General features: G+C 64.6%; 26 protein-coding genes. 10 read left to right on the forward strand and 16 right to left on the reverse strand.

The genetic code is table 11. From position 1 onward, the window contains the following. Nucleotides 1-299 precede the first annotated feature (299 nt). Nucleotides 300-590, reverse strand: coding sequence for a SelT/SelW/SelH family protein (locus tag ACE1EY_RS12180; protein WP_370300276.1), 291 nt, complete (start codon nt 588-590; stop codon nt 300-302). Between the two features lie 144 nt (nt 591-734). Between ACE1EY_RS12180 and serA the strand changes: the two genes are divergently transcribed. Continuing rightward, nucleotides 735-1,970: a phosphoglycerate dehydrogenase gene (gene serA / locus ACE1EY_RS12185; protein WP_370300277.1), complete on the forward strand. Its 1,236-nt coding sequence runs from the start codon at nt 735-737 to the stop codon at nt 1,968-1,970. 305 nt (nt 1,971-2,275) lie between these two features. Here serA and ACE1EY_RS12190 read toward each other — a convergent pair whose 3' ends face one another. The 5 genes from ACE1EY_RS12190 to ACE1EY_RS12210 are packed head-to-tail and all read right to left on the reverse strand — an operon-like array spanning nt 2,276 to nt 6,446. Next, complete coding sequence (locus tag ACE1EY_RS12190) at nt 2,276-3,460, reverse strand: acetyl-CoA C-acyltransferase (protein ID WP_291514239.1); 1,185 nt, start codon at nt 3,458-3,460, stop codon at nt 2,276-2,278. Between the two features lie 50 nt (nt 3,461-3,510). Then, complete coding sequence (locus tag ACE1EY_RS12195) at nt 3,511-4,278, reverse strand: SDR family NAD(P)-dependent oxidoreductase (RefSeq protein WP_291514238.1); 768 nt, start codon at nt 4,276-4,278, stop codon at nt 3,511-3,513. A 54-nt stretch (nt 4,279-4,332) separates the two neighbouring features. Then, nucleotides 4,333-5,085: a ParA family protein gene (locus ACE1EY_RS12200; protein ID WP_291514237.1), complete on the reverse strand. Its 753-nt coding sequence runs from the start codon at nt 5,083-5,085 to the stop codon at nt 4,333-4,335. Between the two features lie 23 nt (nt 5,086-5,108). Continuing rightward, nucleotides 5,109-5,720 carry a hypothetical protein gene (locus ACE1EY_RS12205; RefSeq protein WP_370300278.1) on the reverse strand — a complete coding sequence of 204 codons (612 nt, stop codon included), beginning with the start codon at nt 5,718-5,720 and terminating at the stop codon, nt 5,109-5,111. A 39-nt stretch (nt 5,721-5,759) separates the two neighbouring features. Beyond that, a complete protein-coding gene (locus ACE1EY_RS12210; RefSeq protein ID WP_373928084.1) occupies nt 5,760-6,446 on the reverse strand; it encodes a hemolysin III family protein in 687 nt (228 codons plus the stop codon). Nucleotides 6,447-6,553: 107 nt separating this feature from the next. Between ACE1EY_RS12210 and ACE1EY_RS12215 the strand changes: the two genes are divergently transcribed. The 4 genes from ACE1EY_RS12215 to ACE1EY_RS12230 are packed head-to-tail and all read left to right on the forward strand — an operon-like array spanning nt 6,554 to nt 9,702. After that, nucleotides 6,554-7,951, forward strand: coding sequence for a nodulation protein NfeD (locus tag ACE1EY_RS12215; protein ID WP_370300279.1), 1,398 nt, complete (start codon nt 6,554-6,556; stop codon nt 7,949-7,951). A 32-nt stretch (nt 7,952-7,983) separates the two neighbouring features. Continuing rightward, a complete protein-coding gene (locus tag ACE1EY_RS12220; RefSeq protein ID WP_291514233.1) occupies nt 7,984-8,751 on the forward strand; it encodes a slipin family protein in 768 nt (255 codons plus the stop codon). A gap of 4 nt (nt 8,752-8,755) precedes the next feature. Then, nucleotides 8,756-9,250, forward strand: a complete 495-nt coding sequence (locus ACE1EY_RS12225; protein WP_370300280.1) for a hypothetical protein — start codon at nt 8,756-8,758, stop codon at nt 9,248-9,250. Beyond that, nucleotides 9,247-9,702, forward strand: coding sequence for an MgtC/SapB family protein (locus tag ACE1EY_RS12230; RefSeq protein ID WP_291514231.1), 456 nt, complete (start codon nt 9,247-9,249; stop codon nt 9,700-9,702). Before ACE1EY_RS12225 ends, ACE1EY_RS12230 begins: the two co-directional genes overlap by 4 nt. Before the next feature lie 50 nt (nt 9,703-9,752). On the opposite strand, the gene ACE1EY_RS12235 is transcribed toward ACE1EY_RS12230, so the two are convergent. Then, nucleotides 9,753-10,358 (reverse strand): thioredoxin family protein, encoded by a 606-nt coding sequence (locus tag ACE1EY_RS12235; RefSeq protein ID WP_291514230.1) that lies wholly within the window; start codon nt 10,356-10,358, stop codon nt 9,753-9,755. A 26-nt stretch (nt 10,359-10,384) separates the two neighbouring features. Then, on the reverse strand, nt 10,385-12,529 hold the full coding sequence (locus tag ACE1EY_RS12240) for a protein-disulfide reductase DsbD family protein (protein ID WP_370300281.1): 2,145 nt from the start codon (nt 12,527-12,529) through the stop codon (nt 10,385-10,387). A gap of 55 nt (nt 12,530-12,584) precedes the next feature. Between ACE1EY_RS12240 and ACE1EY_RS12245 the strand changes: the two genes are divergently transcribed. From ACE1EY_RS12245 to ACE1EY_RS12260, 4 genes are read left to right on the forward strand one after another with little or no spacing between them, the layout of a single operon-like run. Continuing rightward, complete coding sequence (locus ACE1EY_RS12245) at nt 12,585-13,178, forward strand: DUF2845 domain-containing protein (protein WP_291514228.1); 594 nt, start codon at nt 12,585-12,587, stop codon at nt 13,176-13,178. An 11-nt stretch (nt 13,179-13,189) separates the two neighbouring features. Further along, complete coding sequence (locus tag ACE1EY_RS12250) at nt 13,190-13,741, forward strand: glutathione peroxidase (protein WP_291514227.1); 552 nt, start codon at nt 13,190-13,192, stop codon at nt 13,739-13,741. Next, on the forward strand, nt 13,738-14,280 hold the full coding sequence (locus ACE1EY_RS12255; RefSeq protein ID WP_370300282.1) for a pyridoxamine 5'-phosphate oxidase family protein: 543 nt from the start codon (nt 13,738-13,740) through the stop codon (nt 14,278-14,280). The genes ACE1EY_RS12250 and ACE1EY_RS12255 overlap by 4 nt, the downstream gene beginning before the upstream one ends. Continuing rightward, a complete protein-coding gene (locus ACE1EY_RS12260) occupies nt 14,277-14,855 on the forward strand; it encodes a hypothetical protein (RefSeq protein ID WP_291514225.1) in 579 nt (192 codons plus the stop codon). Before ACE1EY_RS12255 ends, ACE1EY_RS12260 begins: the two co-directional genes overlap by 4 nt. Here ACE1EY_RS12260 and ACE1EY_RS12265 read toward each other — a convergent pair. The 4 genes from ACE1EY_RS12265 to ACE1EY_RS12280 are packed head-to-tail and all read right to left on the reverse strand — an operon-like array spanning nt 14,827 to nt 17,797. After that, entirely contained in the window at nt 14,827-15,534 is a 708-nt protein-coding gene (locus tag ACE1EY_RS12265; RefSeq protein ID WP_291514224.1) for a hypothetical protein, read from the reverse strand. The genes ACE1EY_RS12260 and ACE1EY_RS12265 overlap by 29 nt on opposite strands. Before the next feature lie 17 nt (nt 15,535-15,551). Then, nucleotides 15,552-16,322, reverse strand: a complete 771-nt coding sequence (locus tag ACE1EY_RS12270; protein WP_291514223.1) for a tetratricopeptide repeat protein — start codon at nt 16,320-16,322, stop codon at nt 15,552-15,554. Nucleotides 16,323-16,379: 57 nt separating this feature from the next. Next, nucleotides 16,380-17,048, reverse strand: a complete 669-nt coding sequence (locus ACE1EY_RS12275; protein WP_291514222.1) for a response regulator transcription factor — start codon at nt 17,046-17,048, stop codon at nt 16,380-16,382. Then, nucleotides 17,045-17,797 carry an ATP-binding protein gene (locus ACE1EY_RS12280; protein ID WP_291514221.1) on the reverse strand — a complete coding sequence of 251 codons (753 nt, stop codon included), beginning with the start codon at nt 17,795-17,797 and terminating at the stop codon, nt 17,045-17,047. The genes ACE1EY_RS12275 and ACE1EY_RS12280 overlap by 4 nt, the downstream gene beginning before the upstream one ends. A gap of 185 nt (nt 17,798-17,982) precedes the next feature. Here ACE1EY_RS12280 and ACE1EY_RS12285 point away from each other — a divergent pair, with 185 nt between their 5' ends. After that, complete coding sequence (locus ACE1EY_RS12285) at nt 17,983-18,834, forward strand: OmpW family outer membrane protein (protein ID WP_291514220.1); 852 nt, start codon at nt 17,983-17,985, stop codon at nt 18,832-18,834. Nucleotides 18,835-18,861: 27 nt separating this feature from the next. On the opposite strand, the gene ACE1EY_RS12290 is transcribed toward ACE1EY_RS12285, so the two are convergent. From ACE1EY_RS12290 to ACE1EY_RS12305, 4 genes are read right to left on the reverse strand one after another with little or no spacing between them, the layout of a single operon-like run. Beyond that, nucleotides 18,862-19,797, reverse strand: coding sequence for a hypothetical protein (locus ACE1EY_RS12290; RefSeq protein ID WP_291514219.1), 936 nt, complete (start codon nt 19,795-19,797; stop codon nt 18,862-18,864). Beyond that, the gene (locus ACE1EY_RS12295) at nt 19,794-20,777 is read right to left on the reverse strand and encodes an MlaD family protein (protein ID WP_291514218.1); all 984 of its coding nucleotides are present in this window, start codon (nt 20,775-20,777) and stop codon (nt 19,794-19,796) included. The genes ACE1EY_RS12290 and ACE1EY_RS12295 overlap by 4 nt, the downstream gene beginning before the upstream one ends. Nucleotides 20,778-20,817: 40 nt before the next feature. Then, the gene (locus tag ACE1EY_RS12300) at nt 20,818-21,576 is read right to left on the reverse strand and encodes an ATP-binding cassette domain-containing protein (RefSeq protein ID WP_291514217.1); all 759 of its coding nucleotides are present in this window, start codon (nt 21,574-21,576) and stop codon (nt 20,818-20,820) included. Next, nucleotides 21,573-22,418, reverse strand: coding sequence for an ABC transporter permease (locus tag ACE1EY_RS12305; protein WP_291514216.1), 846 nt, complete (start codon nt 22,416-22,418; stop codon nt 21,573-21,575). The genes ACE1EY_RS12300 and ACE1EY_RS12305 overlap by 4 nt, the downstream gene beginning before the upstream one ends. Nucleotides 22,419-22,614 lie beyond the last annotated feature (196 nt).

Below are 22,614 nucleotides of genomic sequence, written 5' to 3' on the forward strand. Positions count from 1 at the left end.
GGGAGCGAATTGAAACCGCCGAAGGCGGGCCCGCAGGGGGAGGCGCATGGACGCGCCGACTAACGCCGCATGGCCTGTTGTCAGGCGCAAACCGTACGGAACGGGCCGGTTTTACCGCAAGCCTGCGTTGCGAAGCGCGTCCAGGCGCTTCGCCCTTCGGGCCGGCCTCCGGCCGTCCGAATACGTTCCATACGCATTCGTGTCGTTCGCTCATTTGGAATGACCAAACCGCGCTCACTCCGCCTGGGCTTGCGGGAAAACCGACTCCGTCTTGGTGGTGTGAATAACTCAGTGTTTTCTTAAGCCTCCGTTTTACGATCGGAATGGCCCAGATCGCGGCCGGGTGCAATGACGTCGCGAATCCGCTGCTTGAGCTCCTTGGCGTCGGGAAAGCGACCATGGTCGGCGCGGTCGAACAGCGGCGCCTCGTCCAGAAGAACGCGGAACCTGCCACCGGAGGACGGGCGCAGCGCGACCTCCGCCAGGTCGTCGGCGAAGGTGAACAACAGCTCCTGCGCCAGCCAGCCCGCGCGCAGAACGAACCGACATTGTGTGCAGTACTCGATGGCGATGGATGGCTTGTCGGGCATGAGTGATGGGCGGATGACGTCGTCCTTCCAGTGTAGTCGTAGAACCCCGCGAGCTATATCCGTGTGCGATTTGCGCCACGGCGTTCGATTCGGTGGCGAAATCAGGCAAACTCGCGCGCCTCAGCCAGAGCAGGGTCCCCAGGCATGACCGCAACATCGTTCCCGCGTGAAGAGATTCGGATACTTTTGCTGGAGGGCGTCGCCGAATCGGCAGTGAATACGCTGCGCAACGCCGGATACACCCAGATCGATTACCGCGACGGTTCCTTGTCGTCGGACGACCTCAAGGCCGCCATCGCCGATGCTCATGTGGTCGGGATTCGGTCGCGCTCACAACTGACCGAAGATGTCTTTGCCCAGGCGCGGCGGCTGATGGCCGTGGGCTGTTTCTGCATCGGCACGAATCAGGTGGACCTGGAAGCGGCCGAGCGGCGCGGAATCCCGGTGTTCAACGCGCCTTATTCCAATACCCGCAGCGTGGCCGAGCTGGTGCTCGCCGAGGCGATCATGCTGATGCGCGGCATTCCCGCGAAGAACATGGCCTGCCACCGCGGTGGCTGGCTGAAGTCGGCAAGCGGCAGCTATGAGGTCCGTGGCAAGACGCTGGGTATCGTCGGCTACGGACACATCGGCACGCAGGTTGGCGTGTTGGCCGAAGGGCTGGGCATGCAGGTGCTGTTCCACGATGTCGAGCCCAAGCTGGCCATGGGCAACGCCCGGCCGGCCTCCAGCCTGCGTGACCTGCTGGCACATTCGGATGTCGTGACCCTGCACGTGCCGGACACGCCAGCCACGCGGATGATGATCGGCGAGAGTGAGATCCGCGCCATGCGCAAGGGCTCGATGCTCATCAACGCTTCACGCGGCACCGTGGTCGAGATTGAACCGCTGGCCGAGGCGTTGAAAGATGGCCATCTCGCCGGTGCCGCCGTCGATGTGTTCCCCAAGGAGCCCAAGACCAACAAGGATCGTTTCGAATCACCGTTGGTCGGCATCGATAACGTGCTGCTCACGCCACATATCGGCGGCAGCACGCAGGAGGCCCAGGTCAATATTGGCGGCGAGGTGGCGAGCAAGCTGATCCGTTATTCGGATAACGGATCCACGCTATCGGCCGTCAATTTTCCCGAGGTCCAGCTCCCCGAGCACGCCGGTTCGCGGCGCCTGCTGCACATCCATGAAAACCGTCCGGGCATGCTGTCGGCGGTGAACGATGTGTTCTCGGGCAGCCGGGTCAACGTTGATGCCCAGTTTTTGCAAACCCGTGGCTCGATCGGCTACGTGGTCATCGACATCGATGCCGATGCGCAGGGCGCCAATGCCATGCGCCAGCAGCTCGCCGCCTTGCCAGGCACGTTGCGGACGCGGCTGCTGTACTAGGGAAAACCGGCCCGTTCCATACGGATTGCGCCTGAAAACAGGCCATGCGGCGTTAGTCGGCGCGTCCATGCGCCTCCCCCGGCGGGCCCGCCATCGGCGGTTTCAATTCGCTCCCGGCGAATGGGTACTCGTCGCTTATTTGGAATGACCAAACTTCGCTTCTCGCGCCTTGCCTGGCCTGTTTTCAGGCGGCAACTTGGCGGCGGGATAGATCAGAGTTTCCCTAGGTCTCCAGCAGAATTCGGTGCCCGACACCAAAGCGCCCCAGTTAAACCGGGGCGCTTTGCGTGCTGCGTTGATGCTGGCTAGAGACGCTCCACGGCGACAGCCGTGGCTTCCCCGCCGCCGATGCATAGCGATGCCACGCCGCGCTTGGCGCCGCGTTTCTCCATTGCGTTGAGCAGGGTCACGAGGATGCGCGCGCCGGAGGCGCCAATCGGGTGGCCGAGGGCGCAGGCGCCGCCATGCACGTTCAGCTTGTCATGCGGGATTCCGATGTCCTTCATCGCGGCCATGGCGACCACGGCAAAAGCCTCATTGACCTCCCACAGGTCGACGTCGCCGGCGGACCAGCTCAGCTGATCCAGCAGGCTGCGGATGGCGTGAACCGGGGCGATGGTGAATTCGGCTGGAATGCGCGCATGCGAGGCATGGCCGAGTATCCTCGCCACCGGTTTCAGGCCCAGCGACTCTGCCTTTGATTGCCGCGTTAGCAGCATCGAGGCCGCACCGTCCGAGATCGAACTCGCGGTGGCGGCGGAGATCGTGCCGTCCTTGCGGAATGCGGGCCGCAGTGAAGGAATCTTGCTCGGGTCGGACTTGAAGGGCTGCTCGTCCTGTTCGACGGTCACATCGCCTTTGCGACCCTTGATCGTGGCAGCGATCACTTCAGAACCGAAGGTGCCGTCTTCATTGGCCTCACGAGCCCTGCGCAGCGATTCGATGGCGAAGGCATCCTGGTCCTCTCGGGTGAAGCCGTAGCTCTCCACGGTCCGCTCTGCGAATTCGCCCATCGGCGTGCGTTTCTCGTAGGCATCCTCCAGCCCGTCCAGCGCCATGTGGTCCAGCAGCTCGGCGTGGCCGAAGCGATAACCCATGCGGCCCTTGGGCATCAGGTATGGCGCATTGGTCATCGATTCCATGCCGCCGACCACGGCCGACTGGATCGAACCCGCCTTGAGCAGGTCATGGCCAAGCATCACTGCCTTCATGCCGGAGCCGCACATCTTGTTGATCGTCAGGCAGCTCACGCGGGTAGGCAGTCCTCCGCCCAGCGCTGCCTGGCGTGCCGGCGCCTGGCCCTGTCCCGCGCCAAGCACGTTGCCCATGATCACTTCATCGACCGCATCCGGTGCGATGCCCGACGCGGCCAGTGTCTGGCCGATGCTCAGGGCGCCGAGTTCGGAAGCGGTCATTGCGGACAGGCTGCCCATCATGCCGCCCATGGGAGTGCGGATGGCACCGCTGATCACAATCGGGTCGTCACTCATTACAAAAAATCCTCTTGGAACGGGGTCGCTCGCGTCGGTCCTCGGACCGACTATTTTGGCGGCAGACGCACGGCGCCATCCAGGCGGATGGTCTCACCGTTGAGCATGGTATTGGTCAGGATATGGCAGGCCAGTTCGGCAAATTCGTGCGGTTTTCCGAGCCGTGACGGGAACGGCGTAATGGCGCCAAGCGCTTCGCGGGCCGCTTCCGGCAACGCCGACATCATTGGTGTTTCAAACAGGCCTGGCGCGATGGTCAGCACGCGAATGCCGGTCTTCGCGAACTCGCGGGCCAGCGGCAGCGTCATGCCCACCACACCGGATTTGGAGGCCGCATACGCAGCCTGGCCGATCTGGCCGTCATAGGCGGCGACGGAGGCGGTGTTGACGATGACTCCGCGTTCGCCCTGCGCGTTGGCGTCCTGCTGCTGCATGGCAGCGGCCGCTAGGCGAATCATGTTGAACGTGCCGATCAGGTTGATCTGAATGCAGCGGCTGAAGGCCGCGAGGTCATGCGGGCCATCGCGTCCGACCGCCTTGCCGGCCACGACGATACCCGCGCAGTTGATCAGGGCATCGATCCGGCCACCGAGTTCGACGGTGGTGTCGACAGCGGCCTTGGCGGCGGCTTCGTCGGTCACGTTAGTGCGGATGAAGCGGACGGATTCGCCCAGCTCATCGGCAAGCGCCTGGCCGCCTTCGGCGTTCACATCGGCGATGACCACGCGGCAGCCGGCAGCCACCAGGGCGCGGGCCGTTGCACCGCCGAGGCCAGAGCCTCCGCCGGTGACCAGAACTGTGCTGTCTCTCAACTCCATTTGGTTTCGTTCTTCATTGTTTGTTGGGGGACGAAAGCCTACCGCATCCCCCGGTCAGTTCGAGAACTCCGGGAGTCGTTGCTTGAGCTCCTGCCAGAGGGCTTCGTAGGCCAGCGACGCCGGATGGCGAGGCGCAAAACTACCGACAGGGGCACGTTCCTGCCCCATTCTTTCGATGACGGACGCATAGGGGATGGATGTACCCAGCCGACGCTTCAGCCGTTTGGGTGCGTCTACAAGCAATTCGTTGTGCAGCCGGCGACGCCGATCAACCATCGAGAAGAACGGGTGCAGGCGCCGTGGCTTATGGCCTTGCGCCTTGTATTCCTCGTGCACGAAGTCGAATGCGCGCAGCGACAAATGGCTGGGGACAATCGGCACCGCCACGGCATCGGCGGCGGCGAAGATGTTTGCGGCCAGATGCGACAGGCTGGGAGGGCAGTCCAGCACCACCAGCGTGAACATCTCCCGGAACGGGGCCAACAGTCGCTTGAGGGCGTCGTTCCCCTGGACCTTGCGCAGCAGAATGTCCAGGTAGCGCAGCGAGAAATCAGCCGGCATCAGCGACAGGTTCTCGAATCGGGTCGGGCGCACGAGGCGGCCGACGGCGAGCTTGCCTTTGACCAGCTTGTCGGCATCGATGGCCTCCGAGGCCTCGGCCTCCAGGTACCACGAGCCGGCACCTTGCGGGTCCAGATCCCAGAACAGCGTCGGGTAGCCGTCACGAGCGGCAAGGTAGGCCAGATTGACCGCCGCGGCGGTTTTTCCGACGCCGCCTTTCAGATGGTAGAGAGCCAGCGTTTGCATGGCGCGCATTCTACGCAGCGAACTCAGTCTTCGGGGGAGGCCGGTGGTGTCGACGCAGCGATCTGCTCCATGGTTTCCTCGACGACCTCGATCAGTCGGGTCACGGCCTCACCGAAGAAAATCGACAGGACCAACCCGCCGATCGGCAGTGTCCACAGCAAACCTGGTTCGCTGGCGCCGCGAGGCTCGGACAGCACCATGGCGGATAGAACGAAGTAGCAACCCGCCATGATCAGCGTGCCGACCAGGACGCTCGCCATCTTGTACAGCGAGCGTTTCAACCGGATCAGCGATGGCCGATTGGGTTCGGGTAGCCGCGCCAGATGTTCGTTGGAAAAATGTCCGATGCGGGCCAGCACGCGAAAGAGGTAGAGCCCGGCGCAGATCAGGGCTGCGGCGCCCACATACGGGGTCAATAGCCGCATGGTGTCCAGCGGGGCAAAGGCCCATAGGCCAATCGAGGTGCCGAGCAGAATCGGCAGCACGCGTGTGACTTCGAAGCCCCATCGGCTACGTCGGGCAAACCGTGCGTAGGCGCGGCGTTCCAACTCCGGCGCCCGCTGCGCAATCTTCTGACGTAACGCCCGCGGCGTACGTGGCGAGTGTTCGGCGGGGCTGGGTGGCGGCTTGCTCATCGTCAGACTATTCGCTGCACCGCCACGGGTGGATTCGTTTTAGCTGTCAACAAATGGGATGACGTACAGCAGCACGGCGAAATAATGCAGCAGGCTGCCGGCGATCACGAACACATGCCAGATTGCGTGGTGGTACCGGAGCGAACGCCACAGATAGAACACCACGCCCAGCGTGTAGGCGATGCCGCCTCCGAACACGAGCAGAATGCCACCGGTCGGGAAGAGTTCGATAATCGGCTTGGTGGCGACAATCGCGACCCAGCCCATACCCAGGTAAAGCGCGACCGAAAACCATTCGTAGCGCCCGGCGGTGAAGACCTTGAAGATCACCCCGACCACGGCGAGGCCCCAGACCACGCTGAACAGGCTCCAACCCCAGGGGGGCGCCAGCACGGACAAGGTGAAGGGTGTGTACGTCCCCGCGATCAGCAGATAGATCGCAGCGTGATCGATGGCTTTGAGCACCGGCTTGGCCGTCTCGATCGGAATGCCGTGGTAAAGCGCCGATGCCGCGTAGGTGATGATCAACGTGGCGCCGAACACGCTGCAGCCGACGATGAGCTTGATATCCCCGGTGGGCGCGGCATACGCGACGAGCACCGCCAGGCCGACAATGCCCAGCACGGCGCCCAGACCATGGGTCACGGTGTTGGCGACTTCTTCGCCGATTGAATAGGTCACGCTCACGCGCGGTAGCACCGGATCAAGCGTAGGGAACCCAGACATTGGCAGAAGCCCCGGCGCTTGTCATCCGTCCGGTCACCGATGCCCGGCAGGTGTTAACGACCGCTGCGGTAACGGCGTTGACCGAGCAGTGGTGGTAGGCTCGCCACATGCAATGGATTGCTCTACTGCTGGTCGGTTTGAGCGCGCTGCTCGCCGCCCCCGATAGCCGGGCCGACGCCTCCGGTCAGGCCGTGCTCGTGTCCCTGGATGGCGCGATTAGCCCGGCTACCGCCGCGTATTTTGAGTCGTCGCTGGATGCGGCGATTGCTGACGGCGCAAGCCTGTTGATTCTTGAGCTGGACACGCCCGGCGGGCTGGACAGCGCCATGCGCGACATCATCAAGCGCATTCTCGGCAGCCCGATTCCCGTCGTGACCTACGTATCGCCGTCCGGTTCACGGGCCGCCAGCGCCGGCACGTACATTCTGTATGCCAGTCACATCGCGGCGATGGCGCCGGCCACCAATCTTGGAGCGGCGACGCCCATTCCCGTCGGCGGCTCGCCCGGCGGTTCTCCTGAGCCGAAGTCTTCGCCGGACGATGACGATGACGAGGGCGAAGACGCCGAGGCGGACGACGCCGGAGCCGACAGTCCCGCTGACGCCGGCACGGCCTCCCGGCGCAAGGCAGTGAACGATGCCGTGGCCTATATCCGTGGCCTTGCCGAACGCCGCGGCCGGAACGCCGACTGGGCCGAGCGCGCGGTTCGGGAAGGCGTCAGCCTGTCGGCAGATGCCGCGAAAGCGCAGAACGTGGTGGATCTGATCGCCACCGATGTCGCCGATCTGCTGGTTCAGATCGACGGTCAGAGCGTGCAGGTGTCCGGCGGGCAGATCACGCTGGATACGGCAGCGCTAACCGTGGAGCGCGTCGAGCCGGACTGGCGCATCGAACTGCTGTCGATCATTACCAATCCCACCGTGGCCTACATCCTGATGATGATCGGCATCTACGGCCTGCTGCTGGAGGGCTATAGTCCCGGCGCCATCGTGCCTGGCGTGGTCGGTGCGATCTCGCTGCTGCTGGCCCTGTTCGCCTTCCAGGCCTTGCCGATCAACTACGCCGGGCTCGCGCTTATGGCGCTGGGCGTCGCGCTAATGGTCGCTGAAGCCTTCGCGCCCAGTTTCGGTGCGCTCGGGCTGGGCGGTGTCGCCGCGTTCGTGTTCGGTTCCATCATGCTGATGGACGCCGACGTGCCGGGCTACGGCGTCAACCTCGGCGTGATCGGCGGGGTTGCCCTGGTGGGCTGCGCCGGCATGGGGCTCAGCATGTGGATGCTCATGCGATCGCGCAGTGCGCCGGTGTCCACGGCCTCCGAAGCCCTGAATGGAGAAACCGGTTATGCCGACACGCCGCTGGCCGCCGGTGAGGCTGGCTGGTCGGTCGTCGCCGGAGAAACCTGGAAGATTCGTCCTGCGCGGGCACTGGAGGCCGGCGAGCGGTTTCGCGTCACGGGCCGTGAGGGTCTGGAGTTGCAGGTCGAGCCGATACAACGCGCCGACTAGCCGGTTGGCACGAACAACGACGGAGGTTGCACATGACACCACTGATTTCCATCATCGTCGCGGCCGTTGTCGGTCTGATCGTTTCGTCGATCAAGATCCTCAACGAGTACGAGCGCGGCGTCATCTTCACCCTGGGTCGCTATACCGGAACCAAGGGGCCGGGGCTGATACTGGTCATTCCCTTTCTGCAGAAAATGATGAAGGTCGACATGCGCGTCATCGTCATGGACGTGCCGACCCAGGATGTCATTTCCCGTGACAATGTCTCGGTGAAGGTGAACGCGGTGGTCTACTTCCGTGTGGTCGACGCCGGCAAGGCGACGTTGCAGGTGGAGCAGTACTACGCAGCGACCAGCCAGCTCGCCCAGACCACGCTGCGCTCGGTGCTGGGCCAGCATGAGCTGGACGACATGCTCACCGAGCGCGACAAGCTGAACCAGGACATCCAGACCATTCTCGATCGCCACACCGACGCCTGGGGCATCAAGGTCTCCAATGTGGAGATCAAGCATGTCGATCTGGACGAATCGATGATCCGCGCGATTGCCCGCCAGGCCGAGGCCGAACGCTCGCGGCGCGCCAAGGTGATCCATGCCCAGGGCGAACAGCAGGCTGCCGAGAAGCTCACCGAGGCCGCCAAGGCCCTATCGGCCCAGCCGCAGGCCATGCAGCTGCGGTATCTGCAAACCCTGCTCGACGTCAGCACCGGCAGCAGCGGCCAGAACTCGACCATCATCTTCCCGCTGCCGATGGACCTGATCAAACCGCTGATGGCCAAACTCGAAGCCGACAAGGGCTGATCCGATGCGGCGGCGGCAGTGGCTTTGGATTGCGCTGGTGATGCCGGGCCTGGCGCTGGCCGCCGTGGCCGGCGGGCTGAGCGAAGCGGATGTCCAGCGCTGGATGCAAACCCGTCTGGCCTTGCACCAGCTTGCGGCCGAGAACTCCGCGCAGGCCACGCAGTCGAAGCACAAGGCTGACCGTCTCGCCGCCGCTGGCTATGACAGCGCCGCGCAGTTCCAGGCGCACGGGGCTCGCATCGCCGAGGCACGGGCTGCGCTCACCCAGGGCGCCGTGGACGACAGCGAGCAGCGGCAGCAGATCCAGCGTCTCAAGGACATGCGTGCCGCCGGGATGATCGAGCAAGGCGAATTCGAATCGGAGTTGATCGAATTGCAGAACGCGACCAAGGCCGCTCCGTCACGAAAGGACTGGGCCGGCGTTGAGCCGCACCTCGGCCAACTGCAGGCGCTCGAAAATTATCTGAATGGCCGGAGCAAGGAGGTTCCGACGTTGTGATTCAAGACGTTGTGATTCCAGAAGCGATACTGGTCGGCAAGGTGGCTGTCGCCATGGCCTTGGCCGGCATCATCGGTTTTGAGCGTGAGACCGATGGCAAGGCGGCCGGTTTTCGCACCCATATGCTGGTGGGTGGCGCCGCCGCCCTGCTGGTGGGGTCGGCCGATTTGCTGATTGACCGCTTCGGCGCAGATGCCGGTAACGCGATGCGTACGGACCCGATTCGCGTGGTCGAGGCCATTGTCGCCGGCGTGTCGTTTCTCGGCGCGGGCACGATTTTCGTGTCGGGCCAGGATCGGGTGCGCGGCCTGACCACCGCGGCCTCGTTGCTGATGGTGGCCGGTGTCGGTGTCATCGTCGCGGTCGAGGCGTGGATTGTCGCGCTGAGCGTCACCTTGCTCACGCTGTTCACGCTACATGTGCTGGGTGGAGTCGGCCCGCGGAAGAAGTGACAGAGCAACCGGCAAGACGCGCGCAGCGCCTTGCCGGTTGTTTGCAATCGTCAGTACTTGACCGAGCAGCCGTAGGGGCGCGTTGACGCCGGGTCTGGCAGCTCTCCCTGAGCCAGCGCGGCCATGGACGTTTTCACGTAATTGGTCGCCATGTCGATATCGGCCTTGTCGGCGCTGGGGACGGAATCGATGGCGCCCATGTAGGACAGCATCGTGCCTTCCTCATCAATCACGTACATATGCGGCGTGGTCTTGGCGCCGTACATTTTGCCCACCGTGCCGTCTTCATCCAGCAGCACATGCGTGGGTGCCGCTTCGCGGGATGTCGTGAGCGCCAGGGCCTTGTCCGGCGTCACATGGCCTTGCTTGCCGGGCGCTGACGAAATGATCGACAACCAGACCACCTCGTCACCGGTGTATTGCGTTTGCAGCGACTGCATGTTGCCGCTGTCGTAGTGCTTCTGGACGAACGGACAGCCGTGGTTGGTCCATTCGAGAATCACGGTCTTGCCGCTGAAATCGCTGAGCGAAATGGTCTCTCCTGACGCGCTGGGCAGCGTGAAGTCAGGAGCGGGATTGCCGGGTGCGACCTTGGCCTGGGCCACGGTACCGACAGACAGGGCGAGCAGGGCGATCGGAGCAAGCAGCTTGCGCATGGTCGAGCCTCCTGGGCAAAACGGGGTCAGAGTGCGTCAATCGCAGCAATCACTCGCTGCGGTGTCAACAATTGCGGAAGGACCTGAGGCGCCGCGCCGGCCGTGCCGGGATACAGCAGATAAAGCGGCACGCCGGTCCGGTCATGGCGTTCTAGCACCGTCGTGATCACCGGATCACGATTGGTCCAGTCTCCTTTGAGTCTGGTGACGCCGGCGCGTTCCATTGCCGCGATCACCTCGCCCGTGTTCAGCGCCACGCGTTCGTTCACGTGGCAGGTGACGCACCAGTCCGCGGTGAGATTCACAAACACGGCCTGGCCGTTCGCTTGCAATGCCGCCACGCGGTCCGGCGCGTAGTCGCCCCAGTCGCCCCCATGGGCCGAGGTGGTTTCGACGGCTTGCGCCGGTGCGCTGCGGAGCAGTGGCGAGGCCAGTAGCACGCCCGCCAGCAGCACCGCGGCCCAGGCCATGGCGGCCAGCACGACGCGCTGCGGACCGGATGCCGGGCGGCGGCCCCAGAGCCACACGGCAAAGGCCAGCAGCACGATGCCGGTCAGGCCGATGGCCATGCCGTTGACGCCGGTTTGCCGGCCCAGCACCCAGATCAGCCACACGGCCGTCAGGTACATCGGAAAGGCCATGAGCTGCTTGAAGGTCAGCATCCAGGCGCCGGGTCGTGGCAGCAGCCGCGCCGCCGCCGGCACGAAGCCGATTAGCAGAAACGGCAGCGCCATGCCCAGGCCCAGCGCGGCGAACACGGTGAGCGCAATCACGGCGGGCTGGGTAATCGCAAAACCCATCGCCGGCCCCATGAACGGCGCGGTGCAGGGGGTGGCAACCAGGCAGGCGAGCAGGCCGGTGATCAGCGCGCCGCGGTTGCCCCCTTGATGCGTCAGCGAATCACCAATGCCCATCAGGCGTGTTCCGACCTCGAAGGCGCCGGCCAGGCTCAGCCCGAGGATGAACATCACCCAGGCCAGGATCGCGACAAACACCGGCGACTGCAGTTGAAAGCCCCAGCCGATGCGTTCACCGGCCTCGCGCAATACGAGAAGACCGATCGCGAGCAGTACAAACCCGCCGACCACGCCGCCGGTGTAGAACAGTGCATGGGCGCGCCGGTGCGCGGCCTCGCTGCCCGACTGCTGCGCCACCGACACCGCCTTGATCGACAGCACCGGGAACACGCAGGGCATCAGGTTCAGAATCAGGCCGCCCAGCAGCGCGAACGGAATCGCCAGCCACAGGCTGAAACCGCTGCCACCTGGAGCCGATGCGGCCTCCACCGGAACCAGTGCTTCGGGACCGATGAGCTGCGCCTGAAAGCGCACGGCGCGTTCGTCGTCGAGCACGACGACATGCTCGGTGTGCGTCGGCGGTTCTCCCAGGTATTCACTGGTGCCGACTGAAATTTCCAGCACATCGTCAGTGCGCTGGAACACCGGCTCGTCGGTGTTGCTGGCCAGCTCGGGCGTTGCCGGGAAATAAACGGCGTTGGCGGTATCCCCCAGTGCGTCTGGCTGTAGCTGGATGCGAAGACGATCGCCGTCAACGGCGTATTGCGCGGGCACGACCAGCGGGGTGGCGATGCGCTTGCGGGTGGCCGCCAGTGCAGTCGCCCACTGACTAGGCTGTGCGGCGTCGCGGACCGGCAGCTCCAGTGTCAGATCGGCTGAGCCGGGTATGCACACGTCATCGCAGACCAGCCAGCTCGCGGCGACCACCAGCGGTAGCGTGCTGGCCTCTAGCGTGTCCGGGATGTCGATTTCGGTCAGCAGGAAATGCTCGCCCGAGTATCCGAAGTTCGTCAGCGGCCCCATTGGCTGGCGCTCGTGGAACGGCCACAGAATATCGCCGGCCTGCAGGCCCTCCGGCAGGGTCCAGCTCATGCGCGTGGGTAGACCGGAGTCGCCGGGGTTGCGCCAGTAGGTATGCCAGTGGTCGTCCGGCTCCAGGCGTAGCGCTACGGTTAGCGGTTCGCCCGGCACGGCTGCGTCCATCGCCGCCACCAGCTCGACATTGATGTGATCACGGCGAACCGGTTCGGCCTGTAGCCCCAGCGGCAACAGAGTCGAGGCGGCCAGCAGCAGGGCCACTGCGCGATGGGCGAGGGCAGACAGACGTTGCGGGCCGGCGGCGCGGCGTGCAGCGTAGCGGGAAGATTGTTCCATCGATGAGGTCTGGCTGAATGGACGACGATGACCGAGGACGATTGTCTCACAGGGTATGAGACCGATAATCGCGATATTTTTCGCAGCCGCTGCGCTGCTCGTCATGCCGGAGGCCGAGGCGGCTTTCCGCTGTGATGGCCAGATCGTCGAGACGGGCGATAGCCGCTTGCGCGTCCGTTCGCTCTGCGGTGAGCCGGACCTGGTGGATGCGGCCGGCCACTACTATCTCGGTCATGCGGTCGCCGCCGATAGCGAGACCTGGTACTACAACTTCGGGCCGCGCCAGCTCATTCGCGTGCTGCGGTTCCGGCGCGGCTCGCTGATCGATATCGATCAGGACGGTTACGGCTTCCGGTCGACGGGCGAAGGCCGATGCGGATCCTTCGATGTGGTCGAGGGGCTCTCCAAGTTTCGTCTGATCGTCCAATGCGGCCAGCCGGACGACACCGAGATCGCTCGCGTGCTCAGACCGGTCGGCCCGCGTGACTACCGCGGCTACGGCGCGCACCTGAAGGGACATCGGGTGGAAGTCGTGCGAGAACGATGGATCTACAACTTTGGACCGGATCAATTGCTCCGGATCGCCTGGATCGAGAATGGCCGCGTCGTTGATGTGGAAGTGGGCGAGCGCGGCTACCGGTCACAATGAAGGAATCGAACGTGAAGCGATGGAACACACTTGCGCTGGGTGCAGCGCTGCTGTCTGTAACGACCTGGGCGCAAGCCACTTGTGATGGACCGCTGGATGTCAGCAAGCGGCGCCTGGCGGGTGAGGAGGCCGTGCGCCTTTGTGAGGCCTATGCCGATCAGGTCGTGCTGGTCGTCAACACCGCCAGCAAATGCGGTTACACGCCGCAGTACGACGGACTGGAATCGCTCTACGATGAGTACAGGGAGCAGGGCTTCGCGGTGCTCGGTTTTCCGTCCAATGATTTCGGTGGACAGGAGCCCGGCACCGAGGCCGAGGTGGCGTCATTCTGCCGGTTGACCTACGGCGTGCGCTTTCCGATGTTCGAAAAGACGCCAACGGCGGAAGGCACGGATGATCCGCTCTACGTCGCGCTGGCCGCCGACAACCGCGGTTACCCGCAGTGGAATTTTCACAAATACCTGATCGGCCGTGACGGACAGGTGATTCGCAGCTTTCCCAGCGCAATCAAACCGGCTGACCCCGAACTGGTCCGGGCGATCGAAGACGCGCTGGGATCTTGAGCGACGATTGGCACAGACTCTGGCAGGCGCTGGAATCCGCCGTCGCCGAGCCGCGGCATCCGATGCGCCTGGGTGCGCTGGGCACCAGTGCTCGGACGCGGCCCGCCGTGCGGACCGTTGTCTTGCGAGGCGTGGATCGCGCTGCGCAGTGTCTGACGGCCTACACCGATGCGCGCAGCGGCAAAGTTCGCGACCTGCAGCAAAACCCCGCCGCGGAGTGGATGGTCTACGACGCCAGCCGCCGCTGGCAGCTGCGGTTGTCGGGTGAAGGGGCGGTGGACACGCAGGGTGAGGCGGTCGACGCGGCGTGGTCGTCGCTGCACACCGGGCAGCGACGGGAGTACGCTCTGGTCAGCGCACCGGGTGAGCCTGTCGCGCCGTCGCCGGAACAAATGCCCGAGGATGCAGGGCGTGCTCATTTCGCGTTGCTGCGTCTGACGGTGCAGCAGATCGACCTGCTGGAGCTGGGCGATGACAGACATCGCCGGGTTCGTTTTCGCCGCCTGCACGGCTGGACGCCGGAGAGGATTGCCCCATGACCCAGACAATGGAGATCGACAGCGGCGCCATCCCCGTGTGGCCACAACACCTCTCAATCGAATTGGTGCACCGAACCCCCACGATTGGCCGTATTCGCTTCGATGACAATGCGCTTTATCACGAGGCCTTGTTCGAGGCGTTGGCCGAGGCTGAGGAAGACCGGACCCGCGCGGCGCCGCGTGCCGGAGGGCATGCGCGCATCGAGGAATTCGATGCCTGGGACGTGCCGGAAGCGGAATTGCTGCGCCTGCGTGCGGTCAAGTTCTGTCGGGCACTGATGAACACCAGCGCCATCGCCCTGCAATCGGCCGACGTGCTGGTGGTGCGCCGCGGGCAGCAGATTCCGGCGCACCAGCCCGAGCATAGCGTGGCCTCGCTGACCTATGTGCTCTCCGGGGACACGGATTTCCTGTTCCAGCACGCCAGTCTGGCGCAGCATCGTTTTATCGTTCCCGAGGACACTCGTCCCGGCGACTGCTTCGCCGTTCCCAATGACATGGTGCTCAGCGTGCCGGCCGTGGCCTCGCATATTCCGCTGATGCTGGTCAGCTTCGGGTTTCGGCGGCTGCCCTAGCGGTCAGCCCCAGTCGCAGGCCCTGCTGGCGCATCAGTTCGCCGGCCGCGGGGAAGAACAGCAGCATCGCCAGTCCGTAGTTCCATTCGACGAGGTTCTGGATCGCATCCGGATCGTCCAGCAGCAATGGTGCCGGCAGGCTGGCGAGCCCGATTCCGAGCTGCACGATGCAAAGCGCCAGCATGATCCGCAGGGTCGTCGGGCGCCGATCCGCCAGGCCGTGCCAGGTCGCGGCGGTGAGCATGAGCTGGGCAAAGGCGGTTAGCGCGAAAAACATCCGGGCGCCAAAACGACGCAGCCAGTCGTACCAGGGGCCGTCGGATCCGAGAAAGGTGGCATAGAGAATCAGGAACAGGCCGCCGGCGAACCCCGCACAAAGCAAGGTGATCCCCGCTAGGTTTCGACGCAGGTCCAGGCACCAGAGCCCGGCGACCATCCAGAACGCCATGAGCACGACGCCTGCCGGAATCACCAGCGCCTTGAAGATGAAATAAGGCGTTCCATGGCGTCCGGTGGCGCTGACCGAAGTGCAACCTTCCAGCAGTGGCATGCACTGAGGGACCAGCCCCTGCTGCATCGACCACACCGTGCAGATCAGCACGGCGACCAAGGGCAGACCGCCGCTTAGCCAGCCCAGCGGAGCGACGGAGAGCCTGCGTTGATGAGCGACGATTTGCATGGTCGCGATGGACCTGGTCAGCCGTCGACGCGGAACTCGACGTGCTCGCGCCGGATCCAGCCCCAGCGATCGAGGTCGCGCACGTACACCCGATACCAGTGCGGCATCCGGTCGAATACCAGCACCTCCATGCCGCCAGCCAGCGCGTGGCGCAGGCCGTAGCCGGATAGCGCTTCCGGTCGGTCGTAGAGCACGCCGCCGTCCATGCGGACGTGATAATCGCGGCCCGCGATCAGATGCGCCTCGCGTCTCAAGGCCGGCTCGTAGCCTTGATCGGCTGCCGAGCGGTAAAGCGAAAAGGCTGCCTGCTTGGAACGGTCAACACCCACGCCTTCCTCATACATCGTGCCGAGTTCGTGTTGCGCTGCGGCCATGCCTTCGCGCGAGGCCACGGCATACCACTTCGCCGCCTCCGGATAATCGCGAGGAATGTAGCGGCCCTGATCGTAGTGATTGGCCAGTGACCATTGACTGCTGAGGTCGCGTGCATCGATTCCGGGGCGCAGGTCCGAAATGATCGGCGGTACGTTCCGCGTCATCGGAATGTGATCCATCGGTTCATCGCAAAGCGCGGGCTTGGCCACGTAGTCCGGCGTCAGGCAGACGTCGTGCCAGTCGCGGTTCTTCCACCCCTGTGAGCGGAAATACAGCTCGGCGGATTCCACGACTTCCGGGCCGGTGCGATAAGTGGTGATCGGGTCATTGATGACCGTGTGCAGAGCCGGAGGCTCGGCGGCAATGGCCGCCTGGGCCAGTGCAGTCGCGATCAGAAGCAGGGCGGGGCGCATATGCGCAGGGTACGCGCCGGCTTGCGCCTTGAAAATCGCTGGTGTGGTGCGCGGTGCTTACAAATCGCCTACCAGGCCCAGCCTGCTGGCCTCCAGCGCGGCTTCGGCGCGGCTGGAAATATTGAGCTTGCGGTAAACCGCCTTGACGTAGCCGGCGGCGGTGTTGCGCGTGACCCCCATGCTCTCGGCCACATCCGGCAGACGAAAGCCTTTGGCGATCAGGGTCAAGACCTCGCGCTCGCGCGGCGACAGCGGGACCTCCGGTTCTTCGTGTTCATGGGCGAAAATCCGCAGCAGCCGCTGCGCCACGCGTGGGGACAGCGGCGGCTCCCCGGCCGCGATGCCGCGCAGCGACTTGATCACACGGTCGCGGGACTGATCCTTGAGCAGATAACCGGTGGCGCCAGCCCTCAGTGCAGGGAACAGGTGCCGATCGTCGGCGTAAATTGTCGAAACAATGATGTGCGGCGTCTGGCCGCCATGGGCCAGCTTGCGGATCAGCTCGATGCCCGAGCCGTCCGGTAGTCCGAGATCGATCAACGCGAGTTGCGGAACAGCGGCATCAATGGTCTTGCGGCCGGATTCCACACAATCGGCCTGTCGCACCACCATGTCGGGGAAGACCTCTTCCAGCACATCGCATAGCCAGACGGCCGAGGCGGGCAGATCTTCGACCACTAAACCCTGCAGCAGGGAGGCGGTGTCGCTGGCGGATGCTTCGTTCATGACGCGATCATCGCCTGAACCTCGGTCGCCGGGCTCCCCTCAGATGGGGGGATCGGCACCCGCAGCACGACCTTGGTCCCCCCTTCGGTGCCCGGATCCCAGTCGATGTTGCCGTGTAGTTCCTCTGCCCGTTTGCGCATGTTCGATGTCCCCCGCCCCTTGCCGATGCGCTCCTGCGGAAAGCCTTCGCCGTCGTCGGTGAAGTCCATCAACAACAGCTGATCGGTTGCGCTGACGCGGATACGAATGCGCGAGGCACCGGCATGTCGAACGCTGTTGCTAATCGCCTCGCGGGCGATGCGGTAAAGGTGCAGGGCATCGGCTTCGGGCAATTGCGGGTCGGGCACGTTCGGCGCCTGCTGCCAGATCAGCGCCACGCCCATGGTGTCCAGCCGCTGTTCCATCTCGTCGCGGATCTGGGCAAGGATTTCCAGCAGCGACCCCTCGGCCGATTGCGTGCTGGACACCACCGCGCGTAGGTCCTGCAACACGTCGCGGGCCAGCGCGCTGACCTCGGGCGCATGTTCACCATGGGCCAGCGTGAGCAGGCGGCCGCCGATGTCGTCGTGCAGATCCCGGTAGATGCGCTCACGCTCGGTGGCGACCGCTTCGGTCGCATTCTGCGCAGACGACAGCGACGCCGCGGCCGCACGCAAGACCTGTATTGCCCGCCGCTGTCGCAGACAGACGCCCGCCAGCAGGACCATACCGGCGGCGAGCAACGCCGCGACCAGCCACCACTCAGGCACGGCGCCATCCTCCTGCGGGGCGGTCCCACGGTGGGTGATTGTTCTTATTGGACATGGCTAGCGAGTTCTCCCTGTCGCCAGTGTTAACCGAGCGTGGCTGTACGTTCAAGCTGAACAATCAGTGCCGCAGACGGTCTCAAGCGAAGCACGTCACGCGCGGGGGTGGTCCGACCGAATGGTGCGAGATGAGCGAGTACAAACGATCCCGGTCTCTGGCGGTCTGCCTTTGCACGGTGATCACCCTCACCGGTGTCAGCCCCACGTCAACCGCGTGGGGCGACGGCAACAATCAGCTACTCATCGGCGGTGCCTATTTCTCACCGCGAGAGCGTAGCGACCCAACCTACACCGAGTTGCAGGACAGCGCGCTGGGCGCGGTGCTGGGTATCGATCCGACGTTCACCTCGCCGGGCACCAAGGCGCATGTCTCCGAGTCCCAGACGATCTTGCTCGCCTATGCGCGTGCGTTCACCGATCATTTCACGGTCAAGCTGGAAGGCGGCATCCCCCCGAAGTTTGAGCTGAAAGGCGAAGGCGTGGTGCAGCCTACGGGGCCGTCTGGCAACGTGATCCAGGTGGACCTTGGTGCGCCGGAGAACAATCCGCTGGCCTCCGCGAGGCTCTGGGCGCCGACGGTGTTGTTCCAGTACGTGTTCCGCGACCCCTCCCGCGCGTTTCGCCCCAGTGTGGCGCTGGGCACCACCTACACGTTCTACACCGACGAGGAGCTGGACCCCGACTTCCGGGACGCGCTCAATCAGCAATTCGGCCGCACCCTGGCGCTGGCGACGGGCAATCCCGGAGAAACGTCGGTTTCAGCAGAAGCCGAAGGCGGCTTCGGCTACATCGCCAATGTCGGCTTCGACTGGCGGTTTTCCGAACGCTGGTCGGTGATCGGGTCGGTGTCGTTTCTTCGGTTGGCCGAGACCTCGACCATCGCGATTCACGCGGCTAACGGCGAGCGCCTCGCCACCAGTAAAGTGCACATCGATGTCGATCCGGTGATCAGCGCCTTGCTGCTGGGGTATCGATTCTGAATGCGACGATCTGACCGGGCCGGACGGTTATGGTGATTGGTATCGCTCTGCTTCAAAGCGTTGCAGTTGCGAGGCGGCTTGGTGCCAGCGAACCGCGCCGGTATCGGGCAGGGCTCCGCGTAGCTGCAGGAGTGTTGCCCGTGTGCGTTGATTCTCGACGCAGTGTGTCGACAGGCTGGCGGTGATACGCCGAGCGGATGCCGCACTGCGAATGGCCAGACTAGCGCCCAGCGCGCGGATCCAGGCATCGCAGGCGCCCGGTTGATTGCCGGCGGCCTGGAACACCGCACCCAGCTCATCCAGCGTGGCCGCCACGCCAGCTCGAACGCCTTGCTGCCGATACAGGGCCAGTGCCGACTCCAGCCACTGTGTCGCGATAGGGAGGTCACCCGCCCGCACCGCTGCAGTGGCGCGCAGCCGCTGGATCCGGGCGCCGACTGTTGCATCACTCGCGTGCAGAGATACCGCGCAGTCGGATGGACCCAGGCGCAGCTGTTCACGGCAGGACAGAAGGCGGGCAACTTCGCCCAGCGCGTCGCTACGCCGTATAAGTGTTTCGACGCGTTGGATCGCGAGACGGCTGTGGCCCTGCGCGGCATCGACACGCGCCAGCATATAGGCGGACTGCGCTCGCGTGATGGCCGGGACGGCTTGGCGTCGCGCCAATGCGTCAAGAGTCGGTGCGAGTTCGGCAGCGGTTTCGATCTCACCGCGGATCAACGCCACTTCCAGTTCACCCATGAGTCCGCGCAGCTGCACATCGGTGTCGTCGAGTGCGCGGGCCACCTGCTGGGCATCACGAAACCGGCCGCGGGCCCGGTTGAGTTCTTCGGCGGCAAGGGCGCGCTGACCTGCGCCCAGCAGTTGCTCGGCTTCGCCAGACGGGCTCGAGGCGACATCAGGCCGCCCGACACATGCAGCGAGTACGCCGGCCGCCAGCCATGTGATCCAGCGGTGCGTCATTGGGGCGGAAGGACCTGGCGAGTGGGTTGTTCCGCGGCTTCCTGGCGTTCTACGCCGCGTGAGATTGGCCATGTCGTATTGACTGCCTCGACTGTCTTGCCGACCTCGTCGAGCAGGGCCTGAACGTCCCGCACCATGCCCGGCATGACCTCGCCCTGGTCGGCCAGCGTGGCCATCAACTGGCTCGCATTGGCTTCCAGCACCATCAGGCTTTCGGATAGCTGCGGGAGCGTTGCCGTCGCCGCCGACACGTTCTGCATCATCGGGCCGAATGCCGCGACTTGCTGCTGGAGGTCGCGCGTTAATGCCTGCGTGTTCGCGAGTGTTTGCTCCAGCGCTTGCAGCGCGTCGGGCTCACGAATGAGCCGCGGCAGGGTCCCATCGCCACTCACGAACGAATCGCCCAGCTGACGCAGGCTACCCGTCACGGAGGCGACATCGTTGACCATCTGCTGCAGTTGCGAGACGCCCTGATCGGAGGGCGCATTGAGCTGATTCAGGATGTCCGCCAGATTCTGCATTGCCGGGCCGATCTCACCGATCGCGTCATTGAGCGATGCGCCCGCCTGGGCTTGAAGCCGGGCTCCCGGAAGCACCGGAGCTGCTCGCTCGCTGCCGCTGCTGATGTCGACCGTGGCGCCGCCCAGCATCGAGGGCGCGCCGACCGTGGCCACCGAGTCACTCCGGATAAGGTCGCCGTAGGTCGATCGAATTTGCAATGCCACGTCGATGCGCCCGGCCTCGTCGACCTCAATCGAGCGCACCCGCCCGACTTCAACGCCTGCGGCGTAGACCCGCGTGCGTGTGCTCAAGCCTTCTGCCCGGTCGGTGAGTACATGCAATGCAAAGCTGTCTGTCAGCAGAAATCCGATGCGATCGTTAAATGTCAGGCCCGCGATGAGCAGCAAGAACGCACCGATCACGAAGACACCCACCAGGCGTTCCTGCCAGCTGTAGTCCAGCGTGTGTACGTAGTGCACACGGCGCGGAGGTCCCATTGCCGGGGTGTCCGGCCTGTTGTCAGATGGCTGCATGCGAGTGCGTGTAGGTGCCCAGGCGGCGCAGATATGCCACCCAGCTGGTGTGTCGATTGGTGAGCGCGAAGGCCTGTTCGCAAGAGAAGACAGCGGACCCCTGTGCGTCCAGGTAGATGGTCTGGTCCGCGTGATGCCGCGCAAACTCGAGATGGGCGGTCTCGACCACAAGCGTGCAATTGAATTGCTCCGCAACGGCGAGCAGCAGGTCGGCGAGGGTCCGCCACTCCTCCACACTGTCCAGCTCGAACGGCTCATCCAGAAACAGGATCGGCGGCCCGTTGCCCAGCGCTCGGGCCAGTAGTGCACGCCAGCGGGCGTCCTGGTTCAGGAAGGCTGGCAGCGCATCGCGATCTGCTTTGAATGCCACCGCATCGAGCAATTCATGGGCCGCGGCCATGGCATCGCGGCGCGGCATCCTGCGGTGGTACATCAACGGCAACATGACGTTGGCGCAAGCGCTGAGGTTGCTGAGCAAAGGAAACGCGTGGCTGATGACCGCCGACCCATTGCGTGCGCGGCGGCGCCGTCGGCGATCCGGGGCCAGCAGATCGACGCCGCACAACGAGTGCGTCTGACACTGCGCGGGCTCCAATCCGGCGAGCGCGAACAGCAGGCGGTTGCGATGATGGCCACCGCGTGCCGCGATGACGAGGACGCTGCCAGCCGGGACGTCCAGATCCACCGCGGCTGACGACGGATAACCTGCAGGAGTCAGATTGCGACATTGCAGAGCGAGATTCATGGCAGTTCCAGCAACGAGAAAAACGCGGCAATCACGAAGACCAGCGCATAGCTCGATGCGATTGCCTGCTGCGTGCGTTGCGGCACTTCCGTCCGGGAAACCTCGACTTTGAGCGCGCAGAAACAGGCGGTGCCCGTGACGACCATGCCGAAGAGCAGATTCTTGAAGATGAAGATCAGGCCATCGCCGGGCGTGATGGCCGTGGCCAGCGCCGGCAGTAGCGACAGCTGCTCGGTGCTCAGTAGCAGTGGGCTGATCAGGCTGCCGCCGATCAGCGCGACGGCGGCGAAGTAAATCGCCAACGCCAGCTGGGAAATCGCACCACCGATAAGGCGCGGGGCCACGAAATAATCCGTGAGCCGAATCCCGAGCAGGTCCAGCGCGGCCACCTCCCGGTTCAGTTTCATCTGCGCCAGGTCCACCGCAATGGCCGACCCGCTGCGCCCGATCAGGATCACTGCGGTGAGCAGGGGGCCGAGTTGCAGCGCCAGTCCGACGACCAGCAAGCGGGCCAGCTCTTCGGATTCTCCTATCGAGGACCCTGCCATCAGTAGAGGTGGGGTCAGCGCCATGCCCATGGCCAAGCCAATGAGCAGTAGCAGGGGCAGGGCATCGACACCGCTGAACAGAATCTGGACAACCACCGCACGGCGCGTGGCGCGGTTGCGAACGGGGCTGCGCTGCCACCAGTGCAGCAAGGCCTGGAGCATGAACGTCACCAGGTCCACGACAAACAGCAGCGAGGCGCTGGCGCTGCGTCCCACCGCACCCGGGAAGCCACCCACGCGTCGCCCCACCGCTGGCCAGCGGCTGCCCTGTACTTGCGAGCTTGCGTCCCCCAAGAGCTGTCCCCGTCGCGGCCGCCGACACCCACCGGTGACGGTCCCCTGCAGCCTGTGCATCCGATTATGAAAGCCGGAGGGTAAAGCGCAAGTGCTCGACGTGCCTCCTCCAAAAGAGGAAACAGCGGCGCCGAGGCACGAGACCGGCACACCCCCGTCTGGGGGGTATGGACCGAAGTGGCTCATGCCTAGAGTT

Source organism: Abyssibacter sp., from assembly GCF_964229365.1.
Taxonomy (GTDB): domain Bacteria; phylum Pseudomonadota; class Gammaproteobacteria; order Nevskiales; family OUC007; genus Abyssibacter.